This is a genomic window from Enterobacter sp. ECC-249 (genome assembly GCF_043965265.1).
Taxonomy (GTDB): domain Bacteria; phylum Pseudomonadota; class Gammaproteobacteria; order Enterobacterales; family Enterobacteriaceae; genus Enterobacter; species Enterobacter quasiroggenkampii.
The window spans coordinates 2,458,874-2,473,949 of sequence record NZ_CP143660.1; the positions used below are offsets into that span (position 1 = coordinate 2,458,874).

The following is a 15,076-nucleotide window of genomic DNA, read 5'->3' on the forward strand; positions in this document are numbered from 1 at the left end:
AACCGCGTCTCTCTAATCATTGATGATCTCAGCGGTTTTTGACAGGCGGATTTTGCCTGTAATTCGGCAGAGATTATAAGAAAAAAATGTGATAAAACTTTTAAGATACACGCAAACGATTTCATACAACTCTAATCAGGGTCGACAGTCATGATCCCACAGATTTCTCAGGCACCTGGCGTCGTTCAGCTGGTGCTTAATTTTTTGCAAGCACTGGAGCAACAGGGTTTTACAGGTGATACCGCCACGAACTATGCCGACAGGCTGACGATGGCGACCGATAACAGTATTTACCAGCTTCTTCCCGATGCCGTCGTTTTCCCTCGTTCAACGGCTGACGTGGCGCTTATCGCCCGGCTGGCCACACAGGAGCGCTTTGCCTCGCTGGTCTTTACGCCGCGCGGCGGCGGCACCGGGACCAATGGTCAGGCGCTGAACCAGGGCATCATTGTTGATATGTCGCGCTACATGAACCGCATCATTGAGATCAACCCGGAAGAGGGGTGGGTGCGGGTCGAAGCGGGCGTCATCAAGGATCAGCTTAACCAGTACCTCAAGCCTTACGGCTATTTTTTTGCCCCGGAGCTTTCCACCAGTAACCGCGCGACCCTTGGCGGGATGATTAACACGGATGCCTCCGGGCAGGGCTCGCTGGTCTACGGTAAAACTTCCGATCACGTGCTGGGCGTGCGCGCCGTTCTGCTGGGCGGCGATATCCTCGATACCCAGCCGATGCCGGTCGAACTGGCGGAAACCCTGGGCAAAGATAACACTGCCAGCGGACGCATCTATCGTACCGTGCTGGAGCGCTGTCGCGACAACCGCCAGCTTATCCTCGATAAATTCCCCAAACTAAACCGCTTCCTGACCGGGTACGATCTGCGTCACGTCTTTAACGACGACCTGACCCAGTTTGATTTAACCCGCGTGCTGACCGGTTCCGAAGGGACGCTGGCGTTTATCACCGAGGCGCGGCTGGATATTACCCGGTTGCCGAAAGTGCGTCGTCTGGTGAACGTTAAATATGACTCCTTCGACTCCGCGCTGCGCAATGCGCCGTTTATGGTGGAAGCGAAAGCGCTGTCGGTGGAAACGGTCGACTCTAAGGTGCTCAACCTGGCCCGGGAAGACATAGTCTGGCACTCCGTCAGCGAGCTGATTACCGACGTGCCGGATAAAGAGATGCTCGGTCTCAATATTGTGGAATTTGCCGGCGACGATGCGGAGCTGATTGAACGCCAGGTCACCACGCTATGCCAGCGGCTGGATGAGCTGATTGCGCAGGGTGAAGGCGGCGTGATCGGCTGGCAGCTCTGTAACGATTTGGCCGGTATTGAGCGTATCTATGCGATGCGTAAAAAAGCCGTGGGCCTGCTCGGCAATGCGAAAGGGGCGGCGAAGCCGATTCCCTTTGCCGAAGATACCTGCGTGCCGCCTGAGCATCTGGCAGATTATATCGTTGAGTTTCGCGCCCTGCTGGACAGCCACGGCCTGAGCTACGGCATGTTCGGCCACGTCGACGCCGGGGTACTGCACGTGCGTCCGGCGCTGGATATGTGCGACCCGCAGCAGGAGATCCTGATGAAGCAGATCTCCGACGACGTGGTGGCCTTAACCGCCAAATACGGCGGTCTGCTGTGGGGGGAGCACGGGAAAGGGTTCCGCGCGGAATACAGCCCGGCATTCTTCGGCGAACAGCTCTACGCGGAGCTGCGCAAGGTGAAAGCGGCTTTCGACCCGCATAACCGCCTTAACCCGGGTAAAATCTGCCCGCCTGAAGGTGTTGATGCCCCGATGCTGCAGGTGGATGCCGTCAAGCGCGGCACGTACGACAGACAGATCCCGATTGCGGTGCGCTCCTCCTGGCGCGGCGCGATGGAGTGTAACGGCAACGGCCTGTGCTTTAACTTTGATGTGAAAAGCCCGATGTGCCCGTCGATGAAAATCACCAGCAACCGTATCCACTCGCCGAAAGGGCGGGCGACGCTGGTGCGCGAGTGGCTGCGTCTGCTGGCCGACCGCGGGGTGGATCCGCTCAGGCTGGAGCAGGAGTTGCCGGAAAAACGGGCCAGCCTGCGCTCGCTGATTGAGCGCACCCGCAACAGCTGGCATGCCAACAAGGGCGAGTACGATTTCTCCCATGAGGTGAAAGAGGCGATGTCCGGCTGTCTGGCCTGCAAAGCCTGCTCCACCCAATGCCCGATTAAAATCGATGTGCCGGAATTCCGCTCGCGCTTCCTGCAGCTGTATCACACCCGCTACCTCCGCCCGGTGCGCGACCATCTGGTGGCAACGGTGGAAAGCTACGCGCCGCTGATGGCGCGCGCGCCGAAGACCTTCAACTTCTTTATCAACCAGCCGCTGGTGCGCAAGCTCTCCGAAAAACACATTGGCATGGTCGATCTGCCGCTGCTGTCGGTCCCGTCTCTGCAGCGTCAGCTCGTCGGTCACCGTTCGGCAAACATGACCCTGGAACAGCTGGAGGCACTCACGCCTGAGCAAAAAGCGAAGGTGGTGCTGGTGGTGCAGGATCCGTTCACCAGCTACTACGATGCGCAGGTGGTGGCCGATTTCGTCCGTCTGGCGGAGAAAGTGGGTTACCAGCCTGTGGTTCTGCCGTTCTCTCCGAACGGCAAGGCGCAGCACATTAAGGGTTTCCTGAACCGTTTTGCGAAGACCGCGCAGAAAACGTCTGACTTCTTAAACCGCGTGGCGCAGCTCGGAATACCGATGGTCGGCGTCGATCCTGCGCTGGTGCTGTGCTATCGCGATGAATACAAGCAGACCCTGGGCGACAAGCGCGGCGATTTCAACGTCATGCTGGTGCACGAGTGGCTGCCGATGGCGCTGGAAGGCAAAGCTGTTCAGGATGTCAGCGGTGAACCGTGGTATCTGTTCGGCCACTGCACGGAAGTGACCGCGCTGCCGGGTGCCCCCGCGCAGTGGGCGTCTGTTTTTGCCCGCTTCGGTGCGAAGCTGGAGAGCGTCAACGTAGGCTGCTGCGGCATGGCCGGAACCTACGGACACGAAGTGAAAAACCACGCCAACTCGCTCGGCATCTATGAGCTGTCCTGGCATCAGGCGATGCAGCGTTTGCCGAGAAACCGCTGTCTGGCGACGGGGTACTCCTGCCGCAGCCAGGTAAAACGGGTCGAAGGCAACGGCGTACGTCACCCATTACAGGCTTTACTGGAGATAATTGGATGATCTGGAAACGTGCCATGACGCTGCAGGCGCTGAACGCCATGGGCGAGGGAAATATGGTGGGGCTGCTGGATATCCAGTTTATCCGCATTGGCGACGATGAGATTGAGGCCACCATGCCTGTCGATAGTCGCACCCACCAGCCGTTTGGTTTATTGCACGGCGGAGCGTCCGTCGTGCTGGCCGAAACGCTGGGCTCGGTGGCGGGGTATCTCTGTACCGAAGGTGAGCAGAAGGTTGTCGGACTCGAGGTGAATGCTAACCACATTCGCTCGGTGCGTAGCGGGCGCGTTCGCGGTGTTTGCCGCGCGCTGCACGCCGGAAGCCGCCATCAGGTGTGGCAGATAGATATTCTCGATGAGCAGGATCGCCTGTGCTGCTCGTCGCGGCTGACCACGGCGGTTGTGTAAAGTTTTCAGATGTTTTGCCTTTGGTCAAAAACTAGCCAGCGCGTTGTGATATACTGGTCAGGTTTTGTACATAAGCGAGGACATCATGGATACTGAAATAACCCCAACGCAGCTGGCAATTGAATATTTACGTCGCGATAAGAGCAACCTGTCTCCGGCGCAGTACCTGAAAAAGCTGAAACAGCTTGAGCTGGAGTTTACGGATTTGCTGGCGCTCTCTTCGAATGAGCTGAAAGAAGAGATCTACTTTGCCTGGCGGTTGGGCGTTCACGTCCATTGAGTACATGAGAATAAAAGGGCCGCGGATGCGGCCTTTTTTGTGTCTGAAATTCAGTATCGGGCGGTGACGCCACCCGACATTTTCTTCAGACATTCACCGCGTTAATCAGCCGCGACTTCATGGACTGATACGCCGACGCCGCAAAATCCTCCGCCCAGCGCTGGTCCTCAATCGCCTCCAGCTGCACCGCGCAGTACTTCGTTTCCGGCGTTTTGGAGATGGGATCGAGGTTATCCTGGGTCAGCTCGTTGCAGGCGCCAATCCACCACTGGTAGGTCATATAAACCGCGCCCTTGTTGATACGCTCGCTGATGCTGGCGCGGGTAATCACTTTGCCGCGACGCGAACGCACCCAGACCAGTTGACCCTCCGTGATGCCCAGCTTTTCCGCATCGGCAGGGTTCATTTGCACCCGGCCCGGCTCGTCGGCCAGGCTCTGCAGCGCGGCGCAGTTCCCGGTCATCGAGCGGCAGGAGTAGTGCCCCACCTCGCGTACCGTACACAGCACAAGCGGGAAATCTGCATCCGGGGTTTCCGCCGGCTCGCGCCACGGGGCGGCAAAAAGCTGCCCTTTACCGGTTGGGGTGTCGAACTGATTGTCTTTGTACAGGTACGGCGTACCCGGATGATCCAGCGTCGGGCACGGCCACTGCACGTGGCCCATCTCGCCCATTTTTTCATACGTCACGCCGAAGAAGAGCGGGCACAGCTCGCGCATCTCATCCCAGATCTGCTGGTTGGAGTCATACTGCATCGGGTAGCCCATCTCGGTGGCGAGCAGGCTGATGATCTCCCAGTCGCGCTTCACGTTGCCGCTGGCGTCGATGGCTTTGCCGAAACGCTGGAACCCGCGATCGGCACAGGTAAAGACGCCGCCGTGTTCACCCCACGAGGTGGCCGGGAGCAGAACGTCCGCCACCTCTGCCGTTTTGGTCATAAAGATGTCCTGAACCACGACAAAGTCGAGCGCCTCAAAACCGCTGCGAACGAGACCGAGATCGGCCTCGGTCTGAAGCGGATCTTCCCCCATGATGTAGTAGGCCTTGACCTTGCCTTCCAGCGCCAGATGAGGCACCTCGGTAATGCGCGTCCCGACCCGATCGTCCATTTTAGTGACGTCAATTCCCCAGGCGTCGGCGAACTTCTGCCTGACCGCCGGATCGGTAACATCCTGATAGCCGGGGAACATATTCGGCAGAACGCCCATGTCGCAGGCGCCCTGGACGTTGTTTTGACCGCGTACCGGCCCGACGCCGACGGCAGGGCGACCGAGGTTGCCGGTCAGCAGCGCCAGGCTGGAAAGCCCTTTGACCACGTCAACGGCCTGACCAAACTGGGTCACGCCCATACCCCACATTACGGTGGCGGAAGGGGCCGCCGCGAAGGTGCGCATTGCCTGGCGGACGTCGCGGGCGGGAATGCCGGTAAGATGCTCGACCTTCTCCGGGGCATAGTCTTTCACCGTCTGGCGGTAGGCCTCAAGCCCTTCCGTAAAGCGCGCCACGTAGCTTTTGTCGTAGAGCTCTTCTTCCAGCAGCACATAGCCAAAAGCGTTAACCAGCGCCATGTTGCTGCCGTTTTTCAGCTGCAGATGCTGGTCGGCAATACGCGCCGTTTCAATGCGCCGCGGATCGCAGACGATAATTTTCGCGCCGTTTTCACGCGCTTTCAGCACGCGGCGGGCAACGATAGGGTGGGAGTCCGCGCAGTTATAGCCAAATACCAGCAGGCATTTTGAGTTTTCAATATCGTTGATTGAGTTGCTCATCGCGCCGTTGCCGAGCGTTTCCTGTAAACCGGCCACGGAAGGGCCGTGGCAGACGCGCGCGCAGCAGTCCACGTTGTTGGTGTTCAGCACCGCGCGGGCAAACTTTTGCATCACGTAGTTGGTTTCATTGCCGGTTCCGCGGGAGGAGCCGGTGGTCATGATCGACCGCGGCCCGTGCTGCGCTTTAATGCTGCTGAGCTTGTTAGCGGTGTAGCGGATCGCCTCTTCCCAGGTTACGGGGGTGAATGCTTCGCCTTTGTGGTAGCGGATCATCGGCTGGGTGAGGCGAGGGGTGAGCAGACGGGTATCGTTAAGGAAGTCCCAGCCGTAAAAGCCTTTCAGACATAAGGTGCCCTGGTTTGTGACCCCCTCTGCCGCTTCGGCACGGATGATACGATTATTTTCAACGATAAGGTTCAATTTACAGCCTGCACCGCAGTACGGGCAGACGCTGGCGATCTTTTTCATCAATAACAGACCTGTTAAGAAATGAAGCAAAGTTGACTGGAAATCCAGTCCCGTATGCGGAGGTAAGCAGGAACCGTGCCAGGTTGGCTTTACTGGTTTTACAAAGTGTTACGCGGGAAAGGCGCGTGTCATCGTCAGGCTGTTCGTCAGTTTTGACGATGACACGTTAGGGGGGGGCGTTGAGTGCAGGAGCTTAGAGATCGTCCATCGTGTAACCCACCACGATTTCCAGGGTCTTACGAATCACATCCGCCTGAACCACGTCGTGAGTGGCTTCCAGCGTCTGAATGAGCCAGAGGATGATCGCCTTATTAGACAGATGCCCCTCGGAGGCCAGAACACAGCGTACTGCAGTAGAAAAAATAGCGGACTCTTCAGCAAAACGATCGCCTGCATGACGGAAATATTCCGCCAGCGCACTGTCTAAAAAAGCAGAGTGGTATTCGGGTTGAAGCTGAATATTTTGTCTCATTTGTTCTCACCGTAGCTGTTAATTGCAGTCAATGTATTTTTTTGGGGTCGGACGGTTTTCCACTTCCAAATAACGGCACTACATTGTCTCTGTTATCGTTGAGAGGTCCCTCTCTTTTCGTTCGTCCTTGCGCGGTTCTGCGACGTGTAAAGGCGATGCTGTTTGAGCCGATCTCGGCAATCACCACCGCTAGTGTCTCCCGCCGCCGGGGATCCTTTTCATGTTCTTTCATTACCCGCAGACGCTGCAGCAATCCTTCGGTTGTCACTGGCCCCCGCTCTTTCAGAAGAGAAAGAACGGCTTCACCGATAAGCGTGTCAATCAGTCGGTCTGCGTCACTGCTATTCATAACCTTACCGTTCGAAGAGCAGACCAAGCAGCATGTGGTAATGCTCTTCCTCTTCTGGCCCATCGGCCTTTTCAAGGCGACTGAGCAGTTTGGTACAGAGCGATTTGCGATTGAGATTTCGCCCGTCGCTGAGGATTTCGACAACTACCTGTCCCAGCGTCTCTTGTTGAGTAGGTAGCGCGGCCTTTTCGAAGTACTGTGCGATCGCTGCTGCGGAATCTGTGGCGTAACCTTTCTGCTGCATGTTTCGCTCCTGTAAAATTTTGTAATCAGTAACGTTACATTTAAGGTATACATAATTTTCAAATCTGTACATCTAAAATGTACAATTTTTTAAATTTTTTACGATATATTTTATAAATAACTTATTTTTCATATTGTTATGTGAGGTGGGTGAAGCGGTGGTAGTGCAGGATATATTGTACAAAAAGCGCGGGTGCTGGTAAGTTGTACAACCGAGGAAAAAGGTCTCATTAACTGCTGTAAATGGTTGAGATGTAAATTATTTGTCAGGCAAATAATGTGCTATAAATGAACCTTCCCCACGTCTTTCGTGGTCAAAACCCTAACCCCAGGAATAGCATGCTCACAACCATCATTTACCGCAGTCATATCTGCGAGGACGTTCCAGTGAAGGCGCTGGAAGCAATGGTCGCTGCTGCAAATAGTAAAAACCGGCATTCCAACGTCACGGGGATCCTGCTGTTTAACGGCACGCATTTTTTTCAACTGCTTGAAGGGCCGGTTGAGCACGTTTCGGCTATCTATGAGCAGATCTGCAACGACCCGCGCCACCATAACGTGGTCGAGTTAATGCGCGATCACGGGCCTGTCCGGCGTTTTGGCAACGTGGGGATGGAGCTTTTTGATTTGCGCCACTTCGACAGGGACGAGGTACTGCAGCAGGTACTCAATAAGGGGACGACACGCTATCAGCTGACCTACAACGACCGCCCTCTCCAGTTCTTCCGCACCTTTGTCGAGGCCACGGAAAAAGCGAACTATTTTGAACTGCCGCCTGCGGACTCATGGGAATTCGTTCGCGAAGAAACGCGCTTGTCCGCGCAGCCTGAGGTGGTCGCAAAGGGGGCGGATTGCAGCTTCGCGTTCCAGCCGATAGTCGATCCTTTTATGCAGCAGGTTGTCTCCTGGGAGGCGCTTCTCCGCACCCCGTCCGGCGACTCGCCGGGGGCCTATTTTGCCAGCCTTCCGCATGAGGCAGTTTACGCATCTGATTTACAAAGCAAGCAGGTGGCGCTCTCCATGGCCAGCGCGCTGGGGCTACAGGACCAGACGTTATCCCTTAACCTGCTGCCTATGACGCTGGTTAACATTCCCAACGCCGTGGACTTTCTGCTCACCGCGATAGAAGCAAATGGGTTTGTGCCCGAGCAAATCGTGGTGGAGTTCACCGAGAGCGAAGCCATTTCCCGTTTTGATGAATTCACGGATTCGGTCAGGCAGTTAAAAAGCGCGGGTATCAGCGTGACGATCGATCACTTTGGTGCCGGTTTTGCCGGGCTACAGCTGCTGGCTCAGTTCCAGCCGGACAGAATTAAGATTAATCGCGATCTGGTCGCGAACGTGCATAAAAGTGGCCCCAGGCAGGCCATTATTCAGGCGATTATTAAATGCTGCTCCTCGCTTGAGATCCAGTTCTGCGCGGTAGGTGTAGAGAAGGCGGAAGAGTGGATGTGGCTGGAATCCGCGGGAATTTCCCAGTTCCAGGGACATCTTTTTGCCAGCCCACGACACGGCGGTATTCCCGCTATTGCCTGGCCGGAGAAAAAGTTCGAGTTATGATAAAGCTGTACACAATCGGACAGAGTTAACTGTACGAACGGCAAATTTTATACAACAATGTATTAACAGGTGAAGGGAGGAGCAGCCCATTCACCTGAGCAAAATGCGGTCTTAGTTATACAAATGATGTGTACAATCTGATAAGGTTGGTGCAGTTAGGTATGGAAGTTCTGAGCGTGAGGGAGTTAATGGCCTATTACAGTATCGGCGAAGTGGCCGAACGATGCGGTATCAACCCCGTTACGCTGCGTGCCTGGCAGCGCCGTTATGGATTGTTGAAGCCGCAGCGAAGCGAAGGGGGGCATCGTCAGTTTGACGATGAAGATATCCTCCGCATAGAAGAGATCAAGCGCCTGATGAAAAGCGGCGTCTCGGTCGGAAAAGTTAAAGCCTTGCTGGAAAACAAGGAAGTTCTGACTCAGGGCAACTGGGTCTCGTTCCAGGAAGAGATGATGACCGTTCTGCGCTACGCCAGCCCGGCAAAGCTGCGCGCCAAAATGGGCGAATTCCGCCGCGATCACGCGATAGATGCGCTGATTGACAATATTATTTCTCCCGTCCGTCAGCGGATGAACCAGGACCAAAACACCGTGCGTCACATGGCGAGCCTGTTTGACGGTGTCCTGATCGAATTTGCGATTGCAAGCCTGGCGGAGTCCCGCAAAAAAGCCGGTAAAGACGCGCTCCTGATTGGCTGGGAATGCGATGACCGCACCCACCTGTGGCTGGAAGCCGCGCGCCTGTCGCAGAAGGGCTGGCACATTGACGTCCTGGCAGAACCGATTGATTCGCCGCGTCCTGAACTTTTCCCGGGGCAAAAAATCTTCGTCTGGACGGGAAAATCCCCCACGCCTCGCCAGCAGGAACAGCTCGACCACTGGCGTGAGCAGGGTTTTGCTGTCTCATTCCATCACTGAGTGTAAGAGGCCTTGAGGGCCTTTTTTTGTTTTCATCACTTTCTGCGCAAAAGCTATCTTAAAAATAGGCATTTCCGATGCATATTTTACTTTTCGCCTGTCCGCCATAAATGCCACGACGAAATGCATTATTAATCAATGTATTGAACAATTAAATCCATCCTGACTGCATCCTCTCACAGGGTCTATGCTTAATAAAAGTAGGCAAAAAGGGCGGTTAAGCCGAATGCCCCTGCTGACAGAGGGTTGAAGTGATAATCGTTATCACTAACATGGTGTTATGCCCTGATGGCTTATCAGATGAGGTGGACCTATGGAACTGCATTCAGAAACCTTTAATCCTGCCGATTTCACCTGGCGCGGGTTAACGCTCACGCCAGCGGCTGCGGCACATATTCACGAGCTGGTAGCGAAAAAGCCCGAGATCCTCGGCGTGCGTTTGGGTGTCAAACAGACCGGCTGCGCAGGCTTTGGCTACGTGCTCGATACCGTCACCGAACCCGAGAAAGATGACCTGGTGTTCGAGACCGACGGCGCGAAACTGTACGTCGCGCTGCAGGCCATGCCCTTTATCGACGGCACCGAAGTGGACTACGTCCGCGAAGGCTTAAACCAGTTATTCAAATTCCATAACCCGAAAGCCCAGAATGAATGCGGCTGCGGCGAAAGCTTTGGGGTATAGGCGGAACTATGTCTCGTAATACTGAAGCAACGAGTGAAGTAAATACCTGGAGCGGCGGGCACCTCAACTATAAAGAGGGGTTCTTCACCCAGCTGCAGACCGATGAGCTGGCGAAAGGCATCAACGAAGATGTCGTGCGGGCGATCTCGGCGAAACGCAATGAGCCAGAGTGGATGCTGGAGTTTCGCCTGAGCGCCTTCCGCGCCTGGCTGGAGATGGAAGAGCCGCACTGGCTGAAAGCGCATTATGACAAGCTGAACTACCAGGATTACAGCTACTACTCAGCGCCGTCCTGCGGCAGCTGTGACGACACCTGTGCCTCGCAGCCCGGCGCGGTGCAGCAAACCGGCGCGGAGAACAGTTTCCTCAGCAAAGAGGTGGAAGAAGCCTTTAACCAGCTGGGCGTACCGGTGCGCGAAGGGAAAGAGGTAGCGGTGGACGCTATCTTTGACTCGGTCTCGGTGGCCACCACCTACCGCGAGAAGCTGGCAGAGCAGGGGATCATTTTCTGCTCCTTCGGCGAAGCGATTCACGATCATCCGGAACTGGTGAAAAAGTACATCGGGACCGTTGTACCTTCAAACGATAACTTCTTTGCGGCGCTTAACGCGGCGGTGGCCTCGGACGGTACCTTTATTTACGTGCCGAAAGGCGTGCGCTGTCCGATGGAGCTTTCCACCTATTTCCGTATTAATGCCGAAAAAACCGGCCAGTTCGAACGTACCATTCTGGTGGCCGATGAGGGAAGCTACGTCAGCTACATCGAAGGGTGCTCCGCCCCGGTCCGCGACAGCTATCAGCTGCACGCGGCGGTGGTGGAGGTCATCATCCATAAAGACGCCGAGGTGAAATACTCGACGGTGCAAAACTGGTTCCCGGGCGACGGCAATACTGGCGGTATCCTGAACTTCGTAACCAAGCGTGCGCTGTGCGAAGGGGAAAACAGCAAAATGTCGTGGACCCAGTCCGAAACCGGCTCGGCCATCACCTGGAAATACCCGAGCTGCATCCTGCGCGGGGATAACTCCATCGGCGAGTTTTACTCGGTGGCGCTCACCAGCGGTCATCAGCAGGCGGATACCGGCACCAAGATGATCCACATTGGTAAAAACACCAAATCGACCATTATCTCGAAAGGCATCTCCGCCGGTCACAGCCAGAACAGCTATCGCGGGCTGGTGAAAATCATGCCGACGGCCACCAATGCGCGAAACTTTACCCAGTGTGACTCGATGTTGATTGGCGCAGACTGCGGCGCACATACCTTCCCGTACGTCGAATGCCGCAATAACACGGCCCAGCTGGAGCACGAGGCGACCACGTCACGGATTGGGGAAGACCAGCTCTTCTACTGCCTGCAGCGCGGGATCAGCGAAGAAGATGCCATCTCGATGATAGTTAACGGCTTCTGTAAGGACGTGTTCTCTGAACTGCCGCTGGAATTTGCCGTTGAAGCCCAGAAACTCCTCGCCATTAGTCTTGAACACAGCGTCGGTTAAGGAAAGCACATGTTAAGCATTAAAGATTTACAGGTCAGCGTAGAAGATAAAGCCATCCTGCGTGGCCTCAATTTTGACGTCAAGCCGGGCGAAGTCCACGCCATCATGGGGCCGAACGGTTCCGGGAAAAGTACGCTTTCTGCGACGCTGGCCGGACGCGAAGATTATGAGGTGACCCACGGCTCGGTCGAGTTTAACGGCAAAGATCTGCTGGAGATGTCGCCGGAAGATCGTGCGGGAGAGGGCATTTTTATGGCCTTCCAGTACCCGGTCGAAATTCCCGGCGTCAGCAACCAGTTTTTCCTGCAGACGGCGCTGAATGCGGTGCGTAAGTATCGCGGGCTGGAGGCGCTGGACCGCTTCGACTTCCAGGATCTGATGGAAGAGAAGATCAGGCTGCTGAAAATGCCGGAAGATTTGCTGACCCGCTCGGTGAACGTTGGTTTTTCCGGCGGTGAGAAAAAGCGTAACGATATTCTGCAGATGGCGGTTCTGGAACCCGAGCTGTGCATTCTGGACGAGACCGACTCCGGTCTGGACATCGACGCTCTGAAGATTGTCGCTGACGGAGTGAACTCCCTGCGCGACGGCAAACGCTCGTTTATTATCGTCACCCACTACCAGCGCATTCTGGACTACATCAAGCCGGATTACGTCCACGTGCTTTACCAGGGGCGCATTGTGAAATCCGGTGATTTCACGCTGGTTAAACAACTGGAGGAGCAGGGCTATGGCTGGCTTACCGAACAGCAGTAATGCGCTCCAGCAGTGGCACCGGCTGTTTGAAGCCCAGGGCGGCACGCGCTCTGAGCAGGCGCAGCAGCATCTGCAGCAGATGCTGCGTCTTGGCCTGCCGACGCGTAAGCATGAGAACTGGAAATATACCCCGCTCGATGGCCTGCTGAATGCCGAGTTTGTAACCCGTCTGGCGGATCTCACCCCCGCGCAGCGCGACGCGCTGGCGTTGCGTGTCGATGCCGTGCGCCTGGTGTTTGTCGATGGCCAGTTTCGTCCGGAACTGAGCGACACGGTTCAGGAGAGCGGCTTTGAGATTGAGGTAAACGACGATCGCCAGCGCCTGAGCGCCCCGGTTCAGCCCGAGGTTTTCCTGCACCTGACCGAGAGCCTGGCCCGCAGCGTGACGCATATCGCCGTGAAGCGTAACCAGCGTCCGGCAAAGCCGCTGCTGCTGATGCACATCACTCAGGGGCTGGACGGCGATGAAATCAATACCGCGCACTATCGCCACCATCTGGAGCTGGCGGAGGGCGCGGAGGCCACGGTCATCGAACATTACGTCAGCCTCAATGATACTCGTCACTTTACCGGGTCGCGTCTGACGATGAATGTTGCCGCGAATGCCCAGCTTCACCACGTCAAGCTGGCGTTTGAGAATGCGCAGAGCCACCACTTTGCCCATAACGATATTGTCCTGGGCCAGGATGCCGCGGCGTACAGCCACAGCTTCCTGCTCGGCGGGGCGGTGCTGCGCCACAACACCAGCACGCAGCTTAACGGTGAAAACACCACGCTGCGCATTAACAGCCTGGCGATGCCGGTTAAATCGGAAGTGTGTGATACACGCACGTGGCTGGAGCACAACAAAGGCTACTGCAACAGCCGCCAGCTGCACAAAACCATCGTCAGTGATAAAGGGCGCGCGGTGTTTAACGGCCTGATTAACGTGGCGCAGCACGCCATTAAAACCGACGGGCAGATGACCAACAACAATCTGCTGTTAGGGCGACTGGCGGAGGTGGACACCAAACCGCAGCTGGAGATCTACGCCGACGACGTGAAATGCAGCCACGGTGCAACGGTCGGGCGCATCGACGACGAGCAGATGTTCTACCTGCGCTCGCGAGGTATCGACCAGCAGGCGGCGCAGAAAATGATTATCTACGCGTTTGCCGCCGAACTGACGGAAGCGCTGCACGATGGTCAGTTAAAACTGCAGGTGCTGGATCGGATCGGTCAGCGCCTGCCTGGAGGCGAAGCATGAGTTTTCCCGTCGAGAAAGTACGGGCAGATTTCCCGGTTCTGACCCGTGAAATAAACGGTCTGCCGCTGGCCTATCTGGACAGCGCGGCCAGCGCGCAGAAGCCGAATCAGGTGGTGGATGCCGAAGCCGAGTTCTATCGCCACGGCTATGCCGCCGTGCATCGCGGTATTCATACCCTGAGCGCCGAGGCGACCCAGCGGATGGAGAACGTGCGCACGCAAATTGCCGCCTTCCTCAATGCCAAATCGCCTGAGGAGCTGGTCTTCGTGCGGGGAACCACCGAAGGGATCAACCTTGTCGCTAACAGCTGGGGCAACGCGCAGGTCCGCGCGGGGGATAACCTCATCATCACCCAGATGGAGCACCACGCCAATATCGTGCCGTGGCAGATGCTTTGCGAGCGCGTGGGTGCGCAATTGCGGGTCATTCCGCTCAACGTTGACGGGACGCTGCAGCTCGACCAGCTTGACGCATTGCTGGATGACCGCACGCGGCTGGTGGCGGTCACCCAGGTCTCCAACGTGCTGGGGACTGAAAACCCGGTGGCAGAGATCGTTGAAAAGGCCCACCAGGCGGGCGCGAAGGTGCTGATTGACGGCGCGCAGGCGGTGATGCACCACGCGGTTGACGTCCAGGCTCTCGACTGTGATTTCTACGTCTTTTCAGGCCACAAGCTCTACGGGCCGACCGGGATCGGCGTGCTGTACGTGAAAGAAGACATCCTGCAGGCGATGCCGCCGTGGGAAGGGGGCGGATCGATGATCGCCACCGTCAGCCTGACGGAAGGCACGACCTACGCGCGCGCGCCGTGGCGTTTTGAGGCGGGTACGCCCAATACCGGCGGAATTATCGGGCTGGGGGCCGCGGTTTCCTACGTTTCCGCGATCGGCCTTGAAAGCATTCAGGAGTACGAACAGCTGCTGATGCACTACGCGCTAGCGGAACTTGCCAGCGTGCCGGATTTGATCCTCTACGGGCCTGCCGATCGGCAAGGGGTGATTGCGTTTAATCTCGGGAAACACCACGCCTATGACGTGGGAAGTTTCCTCGATAACTACGGCGTGGCTGTCCGCACCGGGCACCACTGCGCCATGCCGCTGATGGCGTTTTACCAGGTACCGGCAATGTGCCGCGCATCGCTGGTGATGTACAACACGACGGAAGAGGTCGACAGGCTGGTGGCGGGGCTTAAGCGCATTCACCAGCTGCTGGGCTAACGGAG

14 protein-coding genes are annotated in these 15,076 nt (G+C 56.5%); 10 read left to right on the top strand and 4 right to left on the bottom strand.

From position 1 onward, the window contains the following. The first annotated feature begins 150 nt into the window (after positions 1–150). The 3 genes from V1587_RS11840 to V1587_RS11850 all read left to right on the top strand — a co-directional run bounded on the left by V1587_RS11840 (position 151) and on the right by V1587_RS11850 (position 3,894). Positions 151–3,207 carry an FAD-binding and (Fe-S)-binding domain-containing protein gene (locus V1587_RS11840; RefSeq protein ID WP_371897659.1) on the top strand — a complete coding sequence of 1,019 codons (3,057 nt, stop codon included), beginning with the start codon at positions 151–153 and terminating at the stop codon, positions 3,205–3,207. After that, positions 3,204–3,614, top strand: a complete 411-nt coding sequence (gene menI / locus V1587_RS11845) for a 1,4-dihydroxy-2-naphthoyl-CoA hydrolase (RefSeq protein WP_371897658.1) — start codon at positions 3,204–3,206, stop codon at positions 3,612–3,614. The genes V1587_RS11840 and menI overlap by 4 nt, the downstream gene beginning before the upstream one ends. Before the next feature lie 85 nt (positions 3,615–3,699). Then, positions 3,700–3,894: a YdiH family protein gene (locus V1587_RS11850; protein WP_003857766.1), complete on the top strand. Its 195-nt coding sequence runs from the start codon at positions 3,700–3,702 to the stop codon at positions 3,892–3,894. 85 nt (positions 3,895–3,979) lie between these two features. Here V1587_RS11850 and fdhF read toward each other — a convergent pair whose 3' ends face one another. The 4 genes from fdhF to ycgZ form a co-directional block, all read right to left on the bottom strand. Next, complete coding sequence (gene fdhF / locus V1587_RS11855; RefSeq protein ID WP_371897657.1) at positions 3,980–6,130, bottom strand: formate dehydrogenase subunit alpha; 2,151 nt, start codon at positions 6,128–6,130, stop codon at positions 3,980–3,982. 193 nt (positions 6,131–6,323) lie between these two features. Further along, positions 6,324–6,602: a biofilm/acid-resistance regulator YmgB/AriR gene (locus V1587_RS11860; protein ID WP_048977426.1), complete on the bottom strand. Its 279-nt coding sequence runs from the start codon at positions 6,600–6,602 to the stop codon at positions 6,324–6,326. Between the two features lie 28 nt (positions 6,603–6,630). Next, positions 6,631–6,951: a hypothetical protein gene (locus V1587_RS11865; RefSeq protein WP_371897656.1), complete on the bottom strand. Its 321-nt coding sequence runs from the start codon at positions 6,949–6,951 to the stop codon at positions 6,631–6,633. Positions 6,952–6,955: 4 nt separating this feature from the next. Beyond that, positions 6,956–7,195, bottom strand: coding sequence for a regulatory protein YcgZ (gene ycgZ / locus V1587_RS11870; protein ID WP_024909397.1), 240 nt, complete (start codon positions 7,193–7,195; stop codon positions 6,956–6,958). 338 nt (positions 7,196–7,533) lie between these two features. Here ycgZ and V1587_RS11875 point away from each other — a divergent pair, with 338 nt between their 5' ends. The 7 genes from V1587_RS11875 to sufS all read left to right on the top strand — a co-directional run bounded on the left by V1587_RS11875 (position 7,534) and on the right by sufS (position 15,071). Next, positions 7,534–8,754, top strand: coding sequence for a diguanylate phosphodiesterase (locus V1587_RS11875; protein WP_395314341.1), 1,221 nt, complete (start codon positions 7,534–7,536; stop codon positions 8,752–8,754). Positions 8,755–8,942: 188 nt separating this feature from the next. Continuing rightward, positions 8,943–9,671, top strand: a complete 729-nt coding sequence (locus tag V1587_RS11880; RefSeq protein WP_033145300.1) for a MerR family transcriptional regulator — start codon at positions 8,943–8,945, stop codon at positions 9,669–9,671. Between the two features lie 313 nt (positions 9,672–9,984). Beyond that, positions 9,985–10,353, top strand: a complete 369-nt coding sequence (sufA, locus tag V1587_RS11885) for a Fe-S cluster assembly scaffold SufA (protein ID WP_028017260.1) — start codon at positions 9,985–9,987, stop codon at positions 10,351–10,353. Between the two features lie 8 nt (positions 10,354–10,361). Further along, the gene (sufB, locus tag V1587_RS11890) at positions 10,362–11,852 is read left to right on the top strand and encodes a Fe-S cluster assembly protein SufB (protein WP_024909392.1); all 1,491 of its coding nucleotides are present in this window, start codon (positions 10,362–10,364) and stop codon (positions 11,850–11,852) included. A gap of 9 nt (positions 11,853–11,861) precedes the next feature. Beyond that, on the top strand, positions 11,862–12,608 hold the full coding sequence (sufC, locus tag V1587_RS11895; RefSeq protein ID WP_024909391.1) for a Fe-S cluster assembly ATPase SufC: 747 nt from the start codon (positions 11,862–11,864) through the stop codon (positions 12,606–12,608). Continuing rightward, positions 12,583–13,854 (top strand): Fe-S cluster assembly protein SufD, encoded by a 1,272-nt coding sequence (sufD, locus tag V1587_RS11900; protein ID WP_371897654.1) that lies wholly within the window; start codon positions 12,583–12,585, stop codon positions 13,852–13,854. Before sufC ends, sufD begins: the two co-directional genes overlap by 26 nt. Further along, positions 13,851–15,071, top strand: a complete 1,221-nt coding sequence (gene sufS / locus V1587_RS11905; RefSeq protein ID WP_371897653.1) for a cysteine desulfurase SufS — start codon at positions 13,851–13,853, stop codon at positions 15,069–15,071. Before sufD ends, sufS begins: the two co-directional genes overlap by 4 nt. Positions 15,072–15,076: the final 5 nt, after the last annotated feature.